This is a genomic window from Sphingomonas sp. AP4-R1 (assembly GCF_013113735.1).
GTDB lineage: Bacteria > Pseudomonadota > Alphaproteobacteria > Sphingomonadales > Sphingomonadaceae > Sphingomonas_I.
The window spans coordinates 1639929-1661940 of the sequence record NZ_CP053346.1; the positions used below are offsets into that span (position 1 = coordinate 1639929).

At 71.5% G+C, this 22012-nt stretch carries 10 protein-coding genes; 2 read left to right on the plus strand and 8 right to left on the minus strand.

Annotated elements, in window-relative coordinates; translation table 11 throughout:
• Positions 1–7: 7 nt before the first annotated feature.
• From HL653_RS07900 to HL653_RS07930, 7 genes are all read right to left on the minus strand, one after another.
• Complete coding sequence (locus tag HL653_RS07900) at positions 8–11620, minus strand: filamentous hemagglutinin N-terminal domain-containing protein (protein WP_171744039.1); 11613 nt, start codon at positions 11618–11620, stop codon at positions 8–10.
• Positions 11617–13371: a ShlB/FhaC/HecB family hemolysin secretion/activation protein gene (locus HL653_RS07905; RefSeq protein ID WP_171744040.1), complete on the minus strand. Its 1755-nt coding sequence runs from the start codon at positions 13369–13371 to the stop codon at positions 11617–11619. The genes HL653_RS07900 and HL653_RS07905 overlap by 4 nt, the downstream gene beginning before the upstream one ends.
• A 483-nt stretch (positions 13372–13854) precedes the next feature.
• Entirely contained in the window at positions 13855–15267 is a 1413-nt protein-coding gene (locus HL653_RS07910; protein WP_171744041.1) for an efflux transporter outer membrane subunit, read from the minus strand.
• Complete coding sequence (locus tag HL653_RS07915) at positions 15267–16142, minus strand: efflux RND transporter periplasmic adaptor subunit (protein WP_171744042.1); 876 nt, start codon at positions 16140–16142, stop codon at positions 15267–15269. Before HL653_RS07915 ends, HL653_RS07910 begins: the two co-directional genes overlap by 1 nt.
• Positions 16139–16348 carry a DUF1656 domain-containing protein gene (locus HL653_RS07920; protein WP_171744043.1) on the minus strand — a complete coding sequence of 70 codons (210 nt, stop codon included), beginning with the start codon at positions 16346–16348 and terminating at the stop codon, positions 16139–16141. The genes HL653_RS07915 and HL653_RS07920 overlap by 4 nt, the downstream gene beginning before the upstream one ends.
• The gene (locus HL653_RS07925; RefSeq protein ID WP_171744044.1) at positions 16345–18387 is read right to left on the minus strand and encodes an FUSC family protein; all 2043 of its coding nucleotides are present in this window, start codon (positions 18385–18387) and stop codon (positions 16345–16347) included. Before HL653_RS07925 ends, HL653_RS07920 begins: the two co-directional genes overlap by 4 nt.
• A complete protein-coding gene (locus HL653_RS07930; RefSeq protein ID WP_171744045.1) occupies positions 18387–18836 on the minus strand; it encodes a MarR family winged helix-turn-helix transcriptional regulator in 450 nt (149 codons plus the stop codon). Before HL653_RS07930 ends, HL653_RS07925 begins: the two co-directional genes overlap by 1 nt.
• 262 nt (positions 18837–19098) lie before the next feature.
• Between HL653_RS07930 and HL653_RS07935 the strand changes: the two genes are divergently transcribed.
• Entirely contained in the window at positions 19099–20691 is a 1593-nt protein-coding gene (locus HL653_RS07935) for an isocitrate lyase (protein WP_171744046.1), read from the plus strand.
• A gap of 11 nt (positions 20692–20702) precedes the next feature.
• Positions 20703–20885, plus strand: a complete 183-nt coding sequence (locus HL653_RS07940; RefSeq protein WP_171742663.1) for a hypothetical protein — start codon at positions 20703–20705, stop codon at positions 20883–20885.
• A 55-nt stretch (positions 20886–20940) separates the two neighbouring features.
• Here the strand turns inward: HL653_RS07940 and HL653_RS07945 are convergent, their stop codons facing one another.
• On the minus strand, positions 20941–21930 hold the full coding sequence (locus tag HL653_RS07945) for a rhodanese-related sulfurtransferase (protein WP_171744047.1): 990 nt from the start codon (positions 21928–21930) through the stop codon (positions 20941–20943).
• Positions 21931–22012 lie beyond the last annotated feature (82 nt).

Consider the following 22012-nt stretch of genomic DNA (forward strand, 5'->3'; position numbering starts at 1 on the left):
ACCCGGCCTACTGCCTCGGCGCGACCGGCAGGTCCTCGCCGATCGAAGCGACCGAGGAGATGTCCGAGAAGAGCGACTCGTTGCTGGTCCCCACCAGCGGATCGAACGGCAGCGTCAGATCGTCGCCCGTGCGGAACACGTTCGCGCGGCTGGTGTCGAACACGCTGAGCGTCGGCTGGACGAGCGAGGCGGAGAGGCAGCCGCCGCCCGCCGCCCCGATCAGGCAGCCATTGGCGCGGCTGTTCGCGCGCGTGACCTGGCTGCCCACCACCAAAGTCGCGCCGCTCAGCAGCGAGGTGGCGTTGCTGCCGATGCCGTTGATCGTACCGAACATCGCGAAGGCGTTGGTGCCCGCCGACGGCAGCAATTGCAGCGTCTGCGGCTGGCCTTCGCCGCCGAGGACCAGGCCGGTCTGCGTGCCGGGCGTGCCCGTATTCTGGAACAAAGCGAAATTGCCGTAGCGCACGATCAGGCGGCCCGCCTGCAGCGTCACGGGATCGCTGTAGAGCCCGCCCGCATTGCCGAGCGTGGCATTGTAGAGCGACGAACCGGATTGCGAGACGAAGCGCGTGGTGGCGTCCGCCGCCGTGACGGGCGTGCCGCTTTTCACGCCGAGCGTATCGAGGAAGCCGCCGTCCAGCCCCACGCCGATCGTGTCCGCGCGCAGATCCAGCGTGGCGCCGTCGGCCATTACGCGCCCGCCGCCCGCCGCCGTCGTCGCCACGCGCAGAACGGAGGCGCGGTCGTCCGCATTCGCGCCGCCGCCCAGCACGATCATGCGCGCCAGCGGAGAGCCGGTGGCGGTGAAGCGGCCGAGCATGTCCATCCGGCCGGTGGTGCGGATCTGGAACAGGCTGCTGCCGGCGGCGGTCGCCAGCGCGAGATCGCCGATGCGGACCGAGCCGCTGCCCGCGTCGACGATCAGGGTCGCGGCGGAGAGGCGGGCCATCTCGGCGGCGGAGAGATCGAAATGACCGTCGCTGGTGGCGAATTCGGTGCCGGCGTCTGCGGGGGCATCGCCCAGCCGGGTGAGGTTGGCGGGCGTCCGGTTGGTGAGCGTGAGGCTGGTGGCGGTGATCGGGCCGGCAAGCGCGAGATCATTGGCCATGAGCGCGATCGACCGGCCGGTGACCGTGCCGAGCGTGGCCGTGTTCGCCGTGGTGATCGCGAGCGTGCCGGCGCCGCCGGCGATCGTGGTCGAGGGCGCGAAGGTTACGGCGCCGGTGGTGCCGTTCGCCGTCATCACGATTCCACCCGCGCCAGAGGAGAGCGTGAGCCCGGCATAGCCGGTGATCGCAGCGGCATCTGCCGTCAGCGTCACCGTGCCACCGGCGCTCTGCGCGACCGATGTGCCGGCAGCATTGCCCAGCGCGATCGCGGCGGCGCGGATCGCAGTGTCCCCGGCGATGCTGGCGGCACCGCTCACCGCCACGATGCCCGAGGCGGTGAGCGTGACCGCCGATCCGGCGAGCGACCCGAGCGCGAGATTGCCCGCCGTCGCGGTGATCGCGATCGGGCCGGTGGTGGAGAGAGAGTCGATCGTGGCGTTGCGCGCCGTGAGCGTGAAGCCGCGCGAGGGCGCGACGGCGGCCAGCACCTTCTTCTCGACCAGAGGCTGCGCGCTGGCCGACGTGCCGCTGGCGAGCGACCGGATCGTGACCTCGCCCGCCGCATCCAGCGTCACGTCCTGCCCGGCCGCGAGCGTGTCGATCGCCAGCGCGCCGCCGGACGCAAGAGTGGCCGCGCCGCCGATCGTGGCGCGGGTGATCGCGAGCAGCCCGCTCTGCGTCGTCAGCGCCAGCGCCCCGCCCGCGCGGACGTTCGCCAGCGTCATCCGGCCGGCGGTGGCGGTGAGGCCCAGCGCGCTGCCGAGCGTGTCCGCCGTGACCCTGCCCGCCGCCGTCAGGCTCAGCGCGCCGGCCGAGCTGGCGAGGCTGCCGATGCCGAGATCGGTGGCGGAGGTGACGCCGATATCGCCTGTCGCCGCGATCGTCCCCAGCGTGGCGCCCCCCGATCCGGCGGCGAGGGTGAGCGTGCCGCCGCTGGTGAGGCCGGTCAGATCGAGGGTGGCGGCGCGTATGTCGGCGGCGCCACCCGATGCCAGCTGGGTGGCGGTCAGCGTGCCCGCCGCGAGCGTCAGCGCGCCGCCGGCGCGGAGCGTGCCGACCGTGGCGGTGACGGGGGTCGAGAGGGCGATGTCGCCTGCGGCGGTGGCGGTGGTGAGCGAAAGGGCGCCACCTGTGGCGGTCAGCCGGATCGCGCCCGCGCCGCTCGCCAGATCGCCCGCCGTGATCGTGCCCGCCGTGACGCCGATGCCGCCGGCCGCGCGCGCGAAGGCGAGGTTGGCGGTGCCGGCGCTGATCGCCAGCGCGCCGCCGGTCGCGATGTTCGTCGCGCTCAGCAGGCCGGCGGCCTCGATCGCCAGCGATCCGCTTGTGGCGATCGGGCTGGAGAGGGTGAGATCGCCGCTGCTGGCCAGCACGGTCATGCCGCTGGCGTCGAGCGGGCCGAGGATGACGGGCGCGGGCGCGCCGCTCGCGCGGATCGTGGCGTCGATCGCGGTGGCGTCGCCCGCCGTGATCCCGGAGGGGGCGGACGCGACGGCATTGAACGTGAGCAGCGAAAGCGTGCGACCGACGCTCATCGATCCGATCGCGATGCGGCCGCTGCGGCCGGCGACGTCGGGATCGCCGGCGCGGATCAGCAGATCCCGCGCGGCGGTGGCGGTGCCGATCGCGGCGAGGCCGCCGGTGGTGATGAGGATATCGCCGCCACTGCCCCGCGCCGTCAGGATCGGGCTGTCGGTGGCGAGGCCGGTGACGGTGCCGTCCTGCGTGGTGAGCGTGAGCGCGCCGTTGCGGGCGGTGGCCGTGCCGAGCGTGATCGCGCCGTTGCTCGCCGAGACGGGCGCGCCGGAGCCGATGCCGCTGGACAGAGTGAGGTGGGTGCCCGCATCGAGCGCGGTGGCGGTGAGCGAGACGGCGGTGGCGGCCGCGCCGCGCTGGCGGGCGGTGAGGGTGAGCGCGCCGTTGTCGGAGTGGGTCGATCCGATCGCGATCCGGCGCCCGGCGATCGTGACGTCGCCCGCCGCCTGCAGATTGGCCAGGGTGATCGCGCCGCCCGCGTCGCCGCTTTCCAGCGTGGCGATGTCGACCGAGCCGGAGCGGCTGCGCCACTGGGCGGGCGCGGTCATGTCGCCCGCATTGCCGCCGATATCACCCCCGGCGGTGGCGTCGAGCGCGCCGCCCGCATCGAGAGCGTTGAGGCGCAGATCGGTCGCGGCCGCCAGCGTGACGGGGCCGTCCGTCGTCACGCTCGCCAGATCGAGCGCGCCGGCGCGGCTGGTGGCGGCGAGCGATGTGGCGGAGATGGTGCCCACCGTGGCGGTGGCGGCATCGATCGTCAGCGCGCCGCTGGTCAGCGAGGTCGCGGTCAGCGCGGCCTGCGTGGCGAGCGAGAGCGCGCTTGTGCTGGACACGCTTCCCAGGGTCAGCGCCGAACCCGCGCCGGTGAGCGCGATCGTGGTGGGATCGCGCACCGTCAACTGCGCGATCGTGAGCGGGCCGTCCTGCGTCAGCGCGGTCGCGGCGAGTGCGGGATCATAGGAAACGAGCGTGCGCGCGGTCAGCCGGTCGAGCGTCAGCGCGGCGCCGCTGCCGGGGCTGATGCGCGAGGCGGCGGTGGCGAGCGGGCCGGCGGTGAGGCTGGTTCCGGCGGCGAAGGCGATGCCGCCGGTCGCGCGCAGGATCAGGTCGCCCGCGCCGTCGCCATCCGCGTCGGCGGTGAGCGAGAGGCCGCCGCGGCCCGTGATCGTCCCCGCCGTCGCCACCACGGAGACGGCGCCCGAGGCGGTCTGGCCGATCGCGCTGCCGGCCGTGCCCAGCGCCACCGACGCGCCCTGCACCGCATAGCTTTCGGCCGAGACCGCGCCGGCCACCGTCGCGAGGCCGCCCGCCGTGACGGTCACGCCGATGCCGCTCAGCGCGACGAGGTTCGCGGCGCCCCCGGCGGTGATGCCGAGCGTGCGGCCCGCCGCGAGCGACGGCGCAGTGAGGCTGCCGGACGCGCTCACCCGCGCATCCCGGCCCGCGATCAGCGCGGGGAGGGTGAGGCTCGTCTCGCTGACGAGGGTGGCGTCGCCCGTAGCGCCGGTGACGGCCAGCGCACCCGTCACGGTGAGGTCGCCGCCGGAGCCCCGCTTCGCGAGCGCCAGGCTCGTCCCGGCGGTGGCATCGCCCAGCCGGAACGCGCCGGTGCGCGCGGTGAGATCGATCCGGTCTGCGCGGACGCTGCCGATCGTGGCGGTCGCGGCGCTGGCGCGCAGGAGGGTGGCGGCGGTCAGGCCGGGCGCGGTCAGCGCGCCGTCCGCCATGATGTCGATCCCGCCGGCGCTGCTGCTCCCCTGTCCGATCGTGGCATCGGCGGCGGCGAGGATCGTCGTGTCGCCGGCCGCCGTGAAGGTGGCGAGGGCGAGCGCGCCGGTGCGGCTGCGCGCGCCCAGCGTGCCGCCGCTGGCGAGGGTGGTGACGGTGAGCGTGCCCGCATCGAGCGTGGCATTGCCGCCCGCCGAGAGGGTTCCGATCGTCGCGATGCCGGCGGTGGCGGACAGCGTGGCGGCGCCCGTGGTGGTGATGCGATCGGCCCGCAGGCTTCCGGTCGCGGCGGTGAGCGTCGCCTGGGCGGAGTCGAGCGTCGAGAGATCGATCGAGGCCGCGCCGAGGGTGGCGCCTGCGCCGGCCGTCACCGGACCGACCAGCGCATCGCCGCCGAGCGTGACGGTGAGGGCGCGGCCGGCCGACAGCGCTGCGCGCTCGCCCGGCGCGTGCCCGCGCAGGCTGGCGGCGGTGATCGAGAGGTCGGCCGTGGCGCCGCTCGCGCGGGCCGTATCGATCCGGGCGTCGCCCGCCGACTGGATCGTGAGCCCGGTGGCGCCGGTCGCCTGGCCGATGCTGATCGCGCCGCCGGTGCTGGTGAGCGCCAGCGCTGCCGCACCGTTCGCCGAGCCGATATCGAGCGTCGCGCCGCCGATCGTGCCGGTGCCGCGGGCGATCAACGTGGTCGCGGTCAGGGCGCCGGAGGCGAACGCTGTGAGCGCGCCGTCGAGCGTCTCGATCCGGCCGAGCGCCGCCGTGCCGCTCGCGCCGATCGTGGCGGCGGCGGCGATCAGGTCGGCCGTGTCGATTGCGCCGGCGATGCTCGTCAGCGATGCGGCGCCGGTCACGCGCGCCAGCGGCAGCGTGATGCTCGCGGCGTGGATCGTGGCACCGACGCCGCTGGCGAGGCTGTCGATCCGGGCGAGGCCCGCATCCGCCGTGATGCCCGCGTCCGTGCCCGTCACGAGCGCGCCGATCGTGGCGCCTCCGGTGCGGGCGATGAGGGTCGCCGCGCCGGTGGTGGCCGTCAGCTGCGCGATAGCGAGCGACCCGCCGGTGATCGTCGCCGAGCGGGCGGCGGTGGCGCCGTCCAGCATCACCTGCCCGCCGGCCGTGACCCTTATGTCCCGCGCGGAGGAGAGCGTGGCGCGTGTGCCCGCGGTCGGGCCGCCGAGCGCGGCGGCGGTGATCGAGAGGTCGGCGCCGACGCCGGTCGTCGTCGCGGTGCCGATGCGGGCGGCGCCGACGGACTGGATCGTGAGGCCGGTGCCGCGCGCGATCAGCGTGGTCGCGTCGAGCGCGCCGCCCGCCGTGGCCGTGAGCGGGCCGCCGGTGGCCTCGATCCGGCCGAGCGTGGCGTCGGCCTGCGCCGCGATCAGGGCCGATCCCGCGACCAGATCCGCCGCATCGATGGCACCCGCAAGGCTGGTGAACGAGGCCGCGCCGGTCACACGCGCGAAGGGCAGGGCGATGCTGGCGGCGCGGATCGTCGCATTGCCGCCCGTGGTGAGCGAGGTGATGCTGGCGAGCCCGCCATCGGCGATGATGCCCGCATGGAGGCGGGTGACGAGCGTGCCGATGACGGCGTCGCCGCTGGTGGCAGTCAGGGTGGCGGAGCCGCTGGTGGTGGCGAGACGGGTGATGTCGAGCGCGCCGCCGGCGAGCGTCGCGTCGCGCGTGGCGCTGGCGGTCGCGATCAGCACATCCCCGCCCGCCGTCATCTGGATGTCGCGCCCGGCGCCCAGCGTGGCGCGTGTGCCGGCCGTGCGGCCGCGCACGCCTGCGGCCGAGAGGATCGTGAGGTCGGTGCCGGCGCCGATGCTGTCGATCGCGATGCCGCCGCCGCTGGCGGTGAGCGTGACGCCGCCGCCGGAGGAGATGCCGGTGGCGATCAGGTCGCCGCTCGTGCCGGTCAGCGTCAGCGGGCCGCTCGCGCTGGTGGCGGTGCCGAGCGTGACGCTCGCGCCCTGCGCCGAGGCGCCGGTCTGACCCGACAGGGTGGTGAGCGACAGGGCGCCGACGGCCGTGGCCGACGCCGTCCTGCCGCCGACGAGGCTGGTGCCGGAGAGGGTCGTTCCGGCGCTCGCCGCCGCCGCGCCCGTCGTCGCCGTCGCGGTGGTGACGATGAGCGCGCGGGAGGCGGTGAGCTTCATGTCGTGCGCGGCGGTGAGGGGGCCGAGCGCGGTGAGCGTGCCGGCGCCGCCGGTGGTGGTGAGGATCAGATCCTGGCCCGTGCCGGTCACGTCGATCCGTGCGGCCGTGAGCGCGCCGGTGGACGAGGCGTCGAGCGTCTGCGTGGTGGTGACGGTGCCGCCGAAGGTGAGCGCGCCGGTGGTGGCGAGCGTGGTGGTGAGCGCGTGCGTGATCGGCGCCGCGCCGGTCAGTCGGCGCGCCGCGACGATGCCGAGCGCGATCGCCTGCCCGGTGCCGCTGCGGATGCCGACGTCGCCGCTGGCGCTCGTGCCGCCTTCCAGGCGCGAGGCGGGATCGAGCGCAATGCCACCCGCGCCGTCGATCACGAGCGTGCCCGTGCCGGTGCCGCCCGTGTCGCTCCGCAGCGTGAGCCCCGCCTCGCCCGAGACGGTGCCGCCCGTCGAGGTGAGCAGGATCGAGGCGGCGCGTTGCAGCACCGTGTCCGTCCCCTCGCCGAGTCGAACCGAGGCGCCCGTCACCTGATAGGCGCGGCCTGCCGTCACGGCCCCTGTCACGGTGGCGGTGCCGGTGGCGGTGATCGAGACATCGGCGCTGCCGCCGCTCGCCGTGGCTGTCCCGACATTGGCATCGCCGGAAGACTGGATCGCGATGCCGGTGGCGCCCGTCGCCTGCGCGATGTCGATCGGGCCGCCGGTGCTGGTGAGCGACAGCGCCGATCCGCTGCTGGCCGTGCCGATGTCGAGCGCCGATCCGGATAGGGTCAGGCTGGTGTTGGCGCCGAGCGTGCCGCCATAGCTTTGCGCGCCGCTGCTGCCGATCGCGATGCGGCCCGCAGTGGACGTGATCGCGTCGGTGGCGGTGACGGCGGACGCGATCACCGTCTGGCCGATCAGGATGTCGCCGGTCGCGGTGATGCCGGCGAGGCCGATCGCGCCCGCGCGGTTGATCGTGACGGTGCCGGGGGAGGTGATCGCGCCCGTGGCGATGAACCCGCCGGTGCCGGTCGTGGTGATCGAGGCACCGGACAGACCCGCGACCTGGATCAGTCCGTTCGAGGTGAGCGAGAGCGCGCCGGGGGTGGAGAGGGTGCCTGCGGTCAGAGCGCCCGTGCCGCTGGTCGCGATCGAGGCGGCGGAGATCGTACCGGTCCGGGCCGCCCCGTCCGCCGCGAGCGTGACGGCGCCGGCGATCGAAAGCGCGCCGGTGGTGAGCGCGCCCGCTCCGGAGCTGAGCTGCAGCGTGCTGCCGAGCGTGATCTCGCCGGTCGTGATCGCCGCGGTGCGGGTGATCCCCGGCGTATACCCGCCGCCACCGACCGCGCCGAACAGCGAGGCGGCGGTGATGTCGCCCAGCGTGACGCGGTTGCCGATCAGGCGCGAGCCGATCTGGATCGGGCCGCCCCGGCCGGTGGTGCCGGCGATGAGCGCTGTGCCGCTCATGTCGATATCGCCGCCGGTGGATCCGCTCGTCACCAGGGTCAGCGCCTGATTGCCGTCGCCGTTGGTGTCGGCGTGGAGCGTGAGGCCGGAGCGGCCGGTGATCGTGCCGCCGGTCGCGCGGATCGTGATCGTGCCGCGTGCTTCCTGCACGGTGTCGACGCCTGCCGTGCCGAGGACGACCGAGCGGCCCGTCACCGCATAATCGCCGGGCAGCGAGAGCGCGCCGGTGACGGAGGCGATGCCGTTCGTGGCGGTGAGGCTGGCGTCGGTGCCGGCGACCAGGGTGGTCGCGGACAGATCGCCTGTCGTCGCCGTGAGCGAAAGCGCGCCGCTGCTGGCGGAGAGGGCGCCCAAAGACAAAGTGCCGCCGCTGATCGTGACGTCGCCCGTGCCGGCCGTGACCGAGGCGGCGGACAGTGCGCCCCCGGCCGTGAGCGATACGCTCTGGGCCGAAAGCGTGCCAGCAGTGAGGGTCGATCCCGTCGCGGTCAGGCTCAGCGCGCCGGTCAGCGCGACGTTGCCGACGCGGATCGCGGCGCTGCGGGTGAGCCCAGGTCCGAAGCCGGCGGTGCCGATTGCGCCCCCGAGGCTGGCGGCGGAGACGTCGCCCAGCGTGACGGCATTGGTGACGTCGCGCGAGCGGATCTGCACGGCGGACTGGCGCGCGGAGCCGCCGAGCAGGGTGGTGCCGGAGAAGGCGATCACGCCGCCGCTCGATCCGCTGGTGGCGAGGGTCAGCGCCTCGCCGCCGATGCCGTCGCGGTTGGATTGCAGCGTGAGGCCGGACAGGCCGGTGAGCGTGCCGCCCGTCGCCTCGATCGTGACCGCGCCGGTGGCGGACTGGGTGAGCGTGCCGGAGGCGGAGCCGAGCGTGACCGAGCCGCCGGTGACCTGATATGCGCCGCCCGTGACGCTGACGGCGCCGGCGATGCTGGCCTGCGTGCCGGCGGAGAGGGTGGCGCCGCCGGCGGTGGTGGTGAGGGCGCCCGTCGACAGGCTGAGCGCCGTGAGCGCGATGCCGGGCGCCGTCAGCGAGCCGACACTGAGCGGGCCGTTGGGCGCGGACAGGGAAAGCGGATTTTCGGTGATCGTGATGTCGCCGGTCCGGATTCCGTCCGCGTGCGTGGAGGTGAGCCCGTTGAAGAACAGGATATCGCCGTCGATCCGGCTCGCGATCCGGCCCGCGCGGATATCGGCGAACGAGATGGCGACATTCGTGTGCGGGACCTGGATCAGGAGCGCGGCGGGCAGGCTGGTATCGGCGTCGATCGCGATGTCGCCGCCCGTGTGCAGGTCCAGCCGGAGCGCGGCGGCGGGATCGGTGCTGGTCAGGCGCAGCGTCAGCGGATTGGCGCCGATGCCGGCCGCGTTGGGGGTGAGCGATCCGGCGGCGGTGCTCGCGATCGATCGCGCGGCGGTGAGCGTGATCGCGCCGGTCGCGGCCTGCGCGCCGCCCAGCCGGATATCGCTGCCGTTGACGGCATAATTGCCCGCGATGCCGACCGTGCCGTCGACGGTGGCGGTGCCGCCCGCCGTGATCGTGGCATTGCCGGCGGTGGTGGTGAGCGTCCCTGTGGAGAGCGTGCGCCCCGCCGTCAGCGAAAGGCCTCCGGCGGAGAGCGGGCCGAGCGCGGACAGGTCGGCCGTCGCGCCGTTCGCGGCGAGGGTCAGGGTCTGGCCCACGCCCGTCACGGCGATGTCGTGGGCGGTGAGCGCGCCGGTGGCGGAGGCGTCGAGCGTCTGCGTGGTGGTGATCGCGCCGCCGAAGGTGAGCGGGCCGGACGCGGCGAGCGAGGCGGTGAGCGCGTGGCCGGCATCCGCACCGGTGAGCCTGCGCGCCGCCACCGCGCCCAGCGCGATGGCCTGCCCGGCGCCGCTGCGGACGCCGATGCCGCCCGTGCTGCCCGTACCTCCTTCGAGGCGCGAGGTGGGATCGAGGGCGATGCCGCCCGCGCCGTCGATGATGAGCGTGCCCGCGCCGGTGCCGGCCGTGTCGCTGCGGAGCGTGAGGCCGGCATCGCCCGCGACGGTGCCGCCGGAGGCTGTCAGCAGGACGGAGCCTGCGCTCTGCAGTACGGCGGCGGCGCCGCTGCCGAGCTTTACCGACGAGGCCGCCACCTGATAGGCGCCGCCCGCCATCACCGCGCCCGTGATCGTGGCGGTGCCTGCCGAGGCGGTGACGCCGATGTCGGTGCCGGCGCTGATCGTGCCGATCGTGGCGTCGCCGGTGCTGGCGGTGAGCGTGACGCCGCCCGATGTGGCTGAGGCCCGCGTGATGCTGAGCGCGGCGCCTGTGATCGCGGCATCGGTATTGGCATCGATCGCGGCCGATCCGGCGGCGAGGCTCGTGGCCGTGATGCCGCCGGTGATGCTGGTGAGCGAGGCCGTGCCCGTCACGCTGGCGGAGGCGAGGGCGATGCTGCCCGCGTGGATCGTGGCGTCTCCGCCTGCGGTGAGCGAGGCGATCTGGGCGAGGCCGCCGTCCGCGGTGATGGCCGCATCGGTGCCGACGGTGATCGCGCCCGAGAGCGTCGCCGCGCCTCCGGCATCGATCGTCACGTCCTTCGCGCCGGCCGTGCTCAGCGTGCCCCCGGCCGTGATCGTGCCCGCTGCCGCGACGGCGAGCGAGGAGGCGCTGGTGACGGCCGCGCCGATCTCCGCTCCGGCGGCGCTGTTCACCCCGGCGGCGGTGAGCGCGACCTTGTCCGCCACCGCGCGATCCGCGCTCAGGATCACGCCGTGATCGGTGGCGGTGGCGCCCGCCGCGGTGACGACGCCCGACACCGACAGCAACGCATCGGCCATCGCGTCCTTCGTCGCCAGCGCGAGCGTGACGTTGCGGCCGGAGATGGTGCCGTTCACCGTGAAGGCGCCGGCGATGGCGGTGCCCTGATCGATCGTCATCGCCAGCGGACTGCCGGGCTGGGACATGATCGTCACGTCGGTGGCGGCGACCAGCCCGACATCGCCATCCTGCGCGGTGAGCGTCGCCGTGCCGCCGGTGCCGGTGCCGACCGCGACCGAGGCGCCGATCAGGACGAGATCGCTGCGCAGACCCGCGAGCGCGCGGCTGCCGGTGGCGGTGAGGCTGGCGCCGGCCTCCACCTCGATCCCCTTCGCCGCCGCGCCGGGGCCGAAATGCAGCGTGCCGCCTGTGGAGAAGAAATCGTCATCCAGCAGGGATAGGCTGCTCGCGATCAGCCCGCCGACATTCACGGCGCTGCCCGTCTTGAAGACGATGCCCGACGGATTGACCAGATAGACGGCGATGTTGGACGGCGCGTTGAGCTGGCCCGCGATCATGCTCTGCGGGATCGTCGTCACGCCGGTCGTGCCGTTCGTGGTGCCGACGACGCGGTTCAGCACGGACATGGCCGAGCCGGGCGTCGCGGCGGCATCGGTGAAGGTGACCGATGTGTCCTTGGGGATGCTGAAGCTGCCCCAGTTCAGCACGGTCGCCCTGTCGGCCAGACCGATCGAGACGGCGTCGGCGCCGAAGCTGCTGTCCGGCGGCGTGACCGCATTGCCGTGGCTGTCGATCCCGGACACGAAATCGCCCTTGCCCGGCAGCGACTGCGCGCGCGCGGCCGGGCCGCCGAGCACCAGGACGGTGCCGAGCGCGGTGGACAGGAGCAGGCGGCGCGCGGCGATCATCGGATCTGCGGCGCGAATTGCGCGGTGAGCGAGGCGAGGACGCGCGCGGGCGGCGGGCGATCGTCGAAGCTCAGCGCGCGATCGAACGGATGGGCGTAGGTGATCTCGAACAGCAGCCGGCCGGGAAGGGTGGCGCGCACGCCGCCGCCGGCCGAGCGCAAGGTGCGCTTCCCCTCGGTGGTGTTCTCGTCGAGATTGCGCAGCCACACGATATCGCCGAAGCCGAACAGCTGGATCGGCAGCGCGCGCAGGATCGGCAGATCGAAGCGCAGCTCGTTCTGCAGGCCGATCGCGCGATCGCCGCTGTTCGAGCCCGGATCGTAACCGCGCCCGATCGAGAGATTGCCGAGCGAGAATTCCTCGAAGTTCAGCAGGGGGTGCGGCGTCCACTGGCTGCGCATGCCGCTGCCCGCCGACAGCAGGCCGAGATGGACCGTGGCATCGAGATTGGCGCGCACGATCCACGCCTGCGGATCGCCGCCGAAGCGCGAGGGGGTGTAGCCGCTGCCGCTGCTGCCTTCGCTCCGGCGCGTGGCCCCCCAGATGCCGAGCCCGCGCCGCACCTCGATCGATCCGCTCAGCGCATAAATGTCCCTCCCGTCGGCGCGCATCCGGCGGAGATTGCCGGTGCCGCGCAGATAGGCGACGCGCAGCTTGTCGCGGTTGAGGGGCGTGGACTGGCCGCCGCCGAACACCTTCGTGCGCTGCTCGATCAGCTCGGCACCGCCCGCGATCGTCAGGTTGCGCGTCACGGTGCGGACGATCGGCACGGTCAGATCGAACCCGCCGATCAGCGAGCGGGAGCGCAGATCCAGCAAGCCCAGATCGGGGCGCGAATAGGCATAGCTGGCGCGGAGGCCGAACGTGGCGCCGCCGCTCCTGAGCCCGGTGATATAGCCGATCTGGCCCACCTTCTGCTCGCGGACCGTGCGCGTGACGGAGGCGCCGACATAGCCGAGATCGGACGGCGTGAGCAGGCCATACATCTCGCCGCGCACATAGGCCGTCTCGCGTCCGATCTGCTTCGATCCGTAATTCTGGACGTTGCCGAGCAGCGCGAACCGGCGGCGCACGATCGTGAGATCGCCGATCACGGCGCCGGGCGCGGTGCCGGCCGGGCGCAAAGCGAGCTGCACGTCGAGCCCCGGAATGTCGCCGGTCAGCAGCAGGATGCGCTCGGCATCATGCTCGTTGAGCGGGGCCAGCGCCTTCAGTTGCTCGATCCGCTGGAGCAAAGCGCGGCGATAATGGCCGGGCTCGCCGCGCACGCGGACCTCGACGATATGCGCGAGGATCACCGTCAGCGTCAGTTCGCCTTTGTCGATCTCCTGCGGCGGCACCTGCACCGAGGCGATGAAGCCCGCCTCGCGCAAGGCGGCGGTGGCGGCATCGCGGATACGGCACACGGCGCCGACCGGCTGCTCGCCCGGCTTCGGCACGGTGACGGCCGCCAGTTCCTGCAGGATCGCATCGGGCAGCGGCTTGCCGTCGGCGGCGGTGAAGCGGACGGTGCGCAGGTCCACCTGCACGGTGGACGTATCGAGCGGGCAGGGGGCGGTGCCGAGCGCCTCGCTGGCATCGACGCGCACGCTGGGGCCCGCAGGCGCCGTGGACTGGGGCGTCGGCGGCTGGATTTGCTCGCGGCTGGGCACGGCATCGGGCACGCGCTCCTGCGCGACCGCAGGCGATGCGACCGCCAACGCGGCGATCAGCCCCGGCGTCCCTGTTCCGATATACGCACTCTTACGCATTCACCCCCCCGGGCGCCTGCGCGGCCGGGGATCACACGTCCCGAGGGACGGGGGTGAGGACCGAATCGCGCGAGGGCGGGACGGTTCTTAACATTATCTTAGCGCTTACGATAACGGCTTCGTGGTTAAGGATGAGCCTGGTGGTGCGGGGCGACGGGGGCTGCATTTGAAGTTTGGATCACCCCGTTCTTTAGGCAGTGTTGCGAAATTTCGCTTTTACCCCCGTTTGCACTGAGCCTGTCGAAGTGCAGTTCTTCTTTCTCTGGCGTTTTCAAGAAGGACGGTGCCCTTCGACTGCCTGCCAAGGCAGGCGCTCAGGACAGGCCCCGACAAGCTCAGCACGAACGGAATTGGGGTTTCGGAATCTCATCGAGAGCCCGGTCCGCTATAGCGAGGCCCCACCCCAACCCCTCCCCTGAAGGGGAGGGGCTTTGATCCCGTCTCTTCACGGCTTGGGCCATGAGCAGGTAAAGGCGCGACGCCTTATTGCTGCCAGCCGCCGCCGAGCGCCTTGAACACGTCGACCTGCTCATCGACCAGCTGCGCGTTGGAGGCGGCGAGGGTCACCTCGGCGGTGGCCAGCGATGCCTGTGCGGTCAGCAGCGACAGGAAATCGGTGCGGCCGAAGCGGTAGAGCTTGCCGGCCTGATCGGCCGCCGTGGCGGCGCTGGTGCGGGCGCGGGCGAGCGCGGCATTGTGATCGCCCTCGCGCGCATAGGCCGACAGCGCGGTTTCCGTCTGGCGCAGTGCCTCCAGCGTGGTGGAATCGAACTGGGCGAGCGCCACGTCCGCGCTGGCGCCGGCCTGCGCGATCTGCGCGCGCACCACCGGACGGTTCGGGAAGCTCCAGGTGATGAGCGGGCCGACGCTGAGGCGGAAGTGATTGCCCGAACCGAAGGCCGAGATCGGCCCGGTGAAGCCGGTCGAGCCGCCGAGGCTCACCTGCGGATAGAGATCGGCGGTGGCGACGCCGATGCGCGCGGTGGCGGCGGCGAGCGCGCGTTCGGCGGAGCGGACGTCGGGGCGGCGGCGCAGCATCGCGCCGCCGTCTCCGATCGGGAGCGGCCGGTTCATCATCGGCGCGGCCGTGCAGCCCTCGGCCTCCTTCGGATAGTCGGCGGGCGCGCGGCCCATCAACGTGGCGAGGCGATAGAGGGCGGCGGTGCGCGTGGCGATCGTGCCGGGGATCAGTGCCTCGCTCTGGTCCACCGCGCTCTGCGCGCGGGTGACGTCGAAGGCGGTGCCGCGTCCACCGCGCTGGAGACGCTTCGTGACGTCGAGCGTCTGGCGCTGGAGCGTCAGCACGCGATTGTTGGCGGCCAGCACCAGATTGGCGGTGCAGACGGCGGCATAGGAGCGCGCCGTCTCGGCCGCGACCGTGACGCGCACATTGTCGCGCGCGGCGGCGGTGGCCTCGGAATCGCCCTGTGCCGCCTCGATCGCCCGGCGGATGCGGCCGGCCAGATCCAGCGGATAAGCGAGCGCGATGCCCATATCGTAATTGATCCGGCCGGGCAGCTTCTCGCCCGTGGCGCTGGGGCGCGCGTCGTTGGTGCTGGCGCTGATGTCGGTGGTGACGGCGCGACCCGCCTGCACCTCGCGCACGACCGCGTCGGCCAGGCGGAGATTGGCGTCGGCCGCCTTCAGATCGGTGTTCGCGGCCAGCGCTTCGGTGACGTAGCCGTCCAGCCGGGCATCGCCGTAGAGCTGCCACCAATGATCGGGCAAAGGCGCATCGACGAACGCCTGTTCGTGGCCGCTGGCGAAGGGGCCTTGCGCGGAGGGGCGGTTCACGGCGGCCTTTTCGGGCAGCCTATAGTTCGGCCCGGCGGTGCAGCCAGCGAGTGTGATCGCGAGCAGGCTCGCGGCCAGACCCGCGGCGAGGGGCGCGCGCATCACCTCTTCATCCCGGAATCGACCGTGACGGTGGCGGTGCGGCCGACGATCAGCGCCACGCCCGGCGGCACATGATCCAGCTTCACGCGCACCGGAATGCGCTGCGCGAGGCGCACCCAGTTGAAGGTGGGGTTCACGTTCGGCAGCAGATTGGCGGTGTCGCTGCGTTCGCTGTCGTTGATGCCGGCGGCGATGCTGTCGACGCGGCCGTGCAACGGCTGCTTCTCGCCCATCAGGTGGACCGTCACGGAATCGCCGATGCGGATGCGCGGCAGCTTGGTTTCCTCGAAATAACCCTCGACGCGGAGCGAATCCGTATCGACCAGCGCCAGCGCCTGCGTGCCCGCGCCGATATAGTCGCCGGGGTGGAGATCCAGATTGGTGACGGTGCCGTGGACGGTGGCGCGGACGGCGGTGCGCGACAGGTTCAGCTCGGCGGTGTCGCGCGTGCTTTCGGCCTGCTCCAGCGCGGCGCTGGCGGTGGCGACGCGCGCGACATTCTGCTCGTGCGTTTCCTTCGCCACCAGATCGCCCAGAGCCAGATCGCGCTGCGCCTCGCGCCGGGCCTGGTTGAGCGTGGCGCGCGCGCTGGCGATCGCGGCGAGCTGCTCGTCCAGCGCGGCCTTGTAGCGGGGGCGATCGACCACGAAGAGCAGGTCGCCCGGCTTCACCGCCTGATTGTCGCGCACGAAGACCTGCGTGACGAGGCCCGACACGTCGGGCGTCACGCGCACCACATCGGCGCGGATATGGCCGTCGCGCGTCCAGGGATCGACTTCATACCGGCGCCACAGCCAGAGCGCGACCAGCACGGCAAGCAGCACGACCACGAGGGTCACGAGGGAACGGCCGAGAGAGGCGAGCAGGGGCTTCATGACAGAAAGGGTCCGGTAAGCAGGGACACAAGTCCCAGGATGAGGATGAACAGGGCGACTTCGACCAGCGGCCGATTGGCGACGAAGCGATACAGGCCGAGCGCGGAGAGCAGCAGCGCCACCGGGATGGTGATGATCGCCGCCCCGATCGCGAGGAGCAGGATGGAGGGCAGGAAGACCCCCGCGATGGAAATCTCTCCGATCATGCGGCCAGTCCGTAGGCAGGGGCGGCCGGAAACAGGTTCCGGCGCAGCGAGGTGAGGGCGAGGACGCCCGCGCGGCGGCGATCGGGCGCCTCGCGATGCGCCATCACGGCCATCGCGGCGTCCACGTCGGCCAGCAGATCGGGCTCGGGCGGGGCGGGACGATCGGGGCGCAGCGCGCGATAATGGGCGCCGACCCCGTCCAGCACGGGCGTGATCGCGGCGGCCTCCTGCGGATTGCCCTCCAGACGCAGCTGGCGCAGCTCGCCCACCGACACGCCGATGCGCAGATCGACGAGCGCGTCCAGCAGGGGCTTGCCGGGATCCTCGCCCTGCTGCGCCAGGCGCGGCGCGAGCAGGCCGATGCGGTCCAGCATGCGCGCGACCCAGCCCTGCGCATCGGGCTTGCCCGGTTCGGTCGCGCGCTCGGCCAGCTCACGCCAGCCCGCCCGGATCAGGCGGCGCGCGCTTGTATCCGCGCCGATCGTCTGGAACAGGCCCACCGAGATCGAGGCGAAGAAGGCGCCGAGCAGCTGCGCGATCGCGCCGTTGAGGAACGTATCGAACGTGCTGCTGTAATGATCGTCGAGCCCCATCGTGCCGAGGCCGCCGATGATCCCACCCAGCACCAGCAGCATCGACCGCGGCCGATAGAGATACACGCCGGCGGCGATCGCGGTGGGCGCGAGCACGGCGGCGAGCGTCACGAAATCGGTCACGCGCGGGAAGATCGCGAACGCATAGACGGCCGAGATCACGGTGCCGATCGCGGTGCCGTAAAAGAAGGTGCGGATGGCGGGCGCGGGATCGTCGCTGCTGCCGAACAGCGCGCAACAGACGCCCGCGAGCAGGACTCCGGCGGCGCCGTCCGGCCAGGCGGTGCCGATCCAGAAGGTGCAGCCGAGCAGGATCGCCACCACGGTGCCGAAGGCGGCGCGCAGCGCGAAGCCGTGATCCTGATGCAGCGGGCGGCGCGTGCTGCGCGCGAGCAAGGCCGGGATGCCCGGCGAAACCGGCGCGCGCGAGGGCGAATTCATCTGATCCCGCAGATCGCGCGCGTGGCGGTGCGCGTCGATCAGCTCGGCCAGCCGCGCGAGCAGGCTCAGGCGCAGCGCATCGCGCCAGATCAGCGGCTCGGCCACGGGCGGCTCCAGCGCGCGGGCGCGGGCGATCAGGTGATCGGCGGTCGTCTGACGCTCGGCCGGCGGGGGCGGCACGCGCAGCCATTCGCGTATATCCTCGATCAACACCATCGCCTCCGGCCGGGGTGCCTCGCTGGAGCGGAGCAGCTCGGTGATGCGATCGTCGACCGCGCTGGCCAGCGGCAGCAGCATCGACAGCTCGGCCTGCAGCGCGCGCAGGGTGCGGACGCGCGGAAGCAGGCGCGCGGTGTCGAAGGGCAGGTGGATCGAGAGCTGGTGCAACTCGTTGATGTCGAGCGCGAGGCGGCGCCGATCACGATCCAGCGTGCGATCGGCGGCGCCGGCGAGCGAATCGCGCGACCAGCGCTCGGCATCCGCCAGGATCGCGTCGATGCGTTCCAGCAGCTTGGCCGTGACGGTCTGGGGCAGGATCAGGCCGTGGATGACACTGCCGCACAGGATGCCGATCGTGATCTCCTGCACGCGCAAAGCGGCGGTGGTGAAGATCGCGTCGGGCGTCTGGACCGAGGGGAAACCGATGATGCTCGCGGTATAGCCCGCCAGCAGGAACACATAGGATCGCGGCGTGCGATCGAGCAGCGAGATGTACAGGCACAGGCCCAGCCAGAGCGCGAGACCCAGCACCAGCAATTCCGGCGCATTGACGAGATGGGGCACCAGCACGACGGCGGCGGCGGCGCCCAGCACCGTGCCCAGCACGCGGAACACGGCCTTGGACAGCACCGCGCCCGCCAGCGGCTGCGCGACGATATAGGAGGTGGCGACCGCCCAGAACGGCCGGGTCAGGCCGATGCGGAGCGACAGATAATAAGCGAGCATCGCCGCCGCGAAGCACTTTACCGCGAAAAGTGCTTCCTGCCCTCCGAACCGCGCCAGCATCAGGGCCTCCGCGGCTGGGCGAAACAGGCTTCGAGATGCTCGGCGACGCGCAGCGCCGTCGCCAGATCCGTATCGGTCACGTCGGCGAGGATCTCGCGCCGCAATTCGCCGAACGCGGATTCGATCCGGGTGGCGAGCGCGCGGCCGCTTTCCGTGAAGCCCACGCGGCTGACGCGCGCATCCACCGGATCGCGCCGCCGCTCGACGAGGCCGGCATCCACCAGTTGATCCACGACGCGCACCAGCGAGGGGCCGGTGATGTCGAGATGGGCGGCGAGATCGGACTGGCGCACATCGTCCCCCAGCCGGCCGACCTGCACGAGCGCCCAGCCGCCGGCGGCCGAGACGCCCATGTCGCTCATCGCACGATCGGCGAATTGCCGCCACTTGCGCGATAACGGCAGCAGCGTGCGGGCATAGGCCGCTTCCAGTTGGTATCGTTCGGACATGATTAGGATGCTATTTAAATCGGAATGTTTTTCCTGCAACCGGAAAAACATTCCAATGATGGGTTGAAATGGTTGCGAAACGGGCCTGGCCGCTTCCGTTTGCTGCACTTGCGAACATATCCGGCACTCATCGGGCCTGTCAGTCTGTCATGATATGACAAAATGATATTGTCGTTCACATACAGAGCGTCGCTCATCGTCCTTGTTCGCTTCGGGCGCGGGCCGCATCTCGGCCGCATCGAACAACAGCCGCAGGTGAGTGATGACCTATCAGAGCCAGATCCGTGAAACCGCCACGCTGATCCGCGAGCAGAGCGGCGCGTGGGACGGGATCGATCCGCAGGCGGTCGCCCGGATGGTGCTGCAGAACCGTTTCCGCACCGGGCTGGACATTGCGCGCCACACCGCGACGATCATGCGCGCCGACATGGCCGCCTATGACGCGGATCCGGCCGCCTACACGCAGAGCCTCGGTTGCTGGCACGGCTTCATCGGCCAGCAGAAGCTGATCGCGATCAAGAAGCATTTCGGCTCCACCAAGGGGAAATATCTCTATCTCTCGGGCTGGATGATCGCGGCCCTGCGCTCCGAATTCGGGCCGCTGCCCGATCAGTCGATGCACGAGAAGACGAGCGTTCCCGCGCTGATCGCGGAACTCTACACCTTCCTGAAGCAGGCCGATGCGCGCGAGCTGGGCATGATGTTCCGCGAACTGGATGAGGCACGCGCGACGGGCGACACGGCGCGCGAACGCACCCTGATCGACGCGATCGACACGTATGAAACGCATGTCGTGCCGATCATCGCGGATATCGATGCGGGCTTCGGCAATGCCGAGGCGACCTATCTGCTGGCGAAGAAGATGATCGAGGCGGGCGCCTGCGCGCTCCAGATCGAGAATCAGGTTTCGGACGAAAAGCAGTGCGGTCATCAGGACGGCAAGGTCACGGTCCCGCATGAGGACTTCCTCGCGAAGATCCGTGCCTGCCGTTACGCGTTCCTCGAAATGGGCGTGCTGGACGGCATCATCGTCGCGCGGACGGACTCGCTGGGTGCCGGCCTGACCAAGCAGATCGCCTACAGCCGCGAGGCGGGCGATCTGGGGGACCAGTATAACGCCTTCCTCGATTGCGAGGAGGTGGCCGATCTTTCGTCGCTGCGCGGCGATGTCGTGATCGAGCGCGACGGCAAGCTGATGCGCCCCAGGCGCCTCGCATCCAACCTGTTCCAGTTCAAGGCCGGATCGGGCGCGGATCGCTGCGTGCTGGATGGCATCACGTCGCTCCGCAACGGTGCCGATCTGCTGTGGATCGAGACGGAGAAGCCGCACATCGAACAGATCGCTTCGATGGTCGATCGCATCCGCGAGGCCGTGCCCAACGCGAAGCTCGTTTACAACAATTCGCCGAGCTTCAACTGGACGCTGAACTTCCGCCAGCAGGTCTATGACGCCTGGGCGAAGGATGGGCGCGACGTGTCCGCCTATGAGCGCGGCGCGCTGATGAGCGTGATCTACGACACGACCGATCTGGCCGCCGAGGCGGACGAGCGGATCCGGTGCTTCCAGAAGGAGGCCAGCGCGCGCGCCGGCATCTTCCACCACCTGATCACGCTGCCGACCTATCACACGGCCGCGCTCAGCACCGACAATCTCGCCCGCGACTATTTCGGCGAGGCGGGGATGCTGGGTTACGTCGCCGGCGTGCAGCGCAAGGAGATCCGCGAGGGCATCGCCTGCGTGCGTCACCAGAACATGTCGGGCTCCGACATCGGCGACGATCACAAGGATTATTTCGCCGGGGAGGCCGCGCTGAAGGCGGGCGGCGTCCACAACACGATGAACCAGTTCGCGTAAGGAGAGAGACGATGGCGACCCAGATGACGATCGAACCGATGAGCCCCGAGCCCGCCCGCGCGCGGCCGGTCTTCTCGACCGAGGATGCCGATCTGCTGAAGACGGCGGTTCTGGCCTATATCCGGGCGAATGAGGATTCGCCGGAATCGGTGAAGTACAACAACCTTTACCACCGGCTCGGACGGCTGGGCTGAATGACCGTGCTCCTGCGAAAGCAGGAGCACGGAAACCTTGCTCCGGAGTTCGGCCCTAACCCCGCTTGGGCGGATGCGTGGACCCCACATGCTCCGCCCCCCGCGCCATCGCCAGTTTCGTCTGGCGGTGGCGTTCGGCATAGCCGGCGCGCTGTTCGTCGGTGCGATCGGCATGGCAGGCCGGGCAACTGACGCCCTCGGCATAAAGCGGCGAGGCGCGATCCTCGGGGCGGATCGGGTGCATGCAGGCGTGGCAAAGCTCGTGCGTGCCGAGCGTCATGCCGTGGCCCACCGCCACGCGCTGATCGAACACGAAGCATTCGCCTTCCCAGCGGCTCTGCTCTTCGGGAATCTGCTCCAGATAAGCGAGGATGCCGCCCTTCAGGTGATACACCTCGTCCAGCCCCTCGGCCTTCACGAAGGCGGTCGCCTTCTCGCAGCGTATCCCGCCCGTACAGAACATCGCGATCTTCGGGGCTGCGCGGCCGTTCGCGAGCAGCTCGTCCCGCCTAGCGCGGAACCAGTCGGGGAAGTCGCGGAAGGTGCGCGTCTCGGGATCGATCGCGCCCTGGAAGGTGCCGATCGCCACCTCATAATCGTTGCGCGTGTCGATCAGGATCGTGTCGGGACGGTCGATCAGCGCATTCCAGTCGGCGGGCGCGACATAATGGCCGACATCGGCGAGCGGATCGATGTCGGGCTGGCCCATCGTCACGATCTCGCGCTTGATGCGCACCTTCATCCGGTGGAACGGCATCGTCAGCGCGCGGCTCTCGCGCACGTCGAGATCGGCGCAGCCCGGCAGCGCGCGGATATGCGCCAGCACCCGATCGATCGCCTCGTCCGTGCCCGCGATCGTGCCGTTGATCCCTTCGTGCGCGAGCAGCAGCGTGCCCTTCACGCCCTGCGAACAGCAGGCGAGCGCGAGCGGGCCGCGCACCGCCTCCGGATCCGGGAAGGGCGTGAAACGATAGAGGGCGGTGACCCGGATCGGCAGATCGGCATCGATCGCCGCGCCGGAATCGGCTGGGCTGGGCGTGGACATGATCGGCGCCCCATAGCCGCATGCGGGCGTTTCGCACAGGGCGGGGGGGTTCTACAGTTCATAACCGTCACCCTGAACTTGT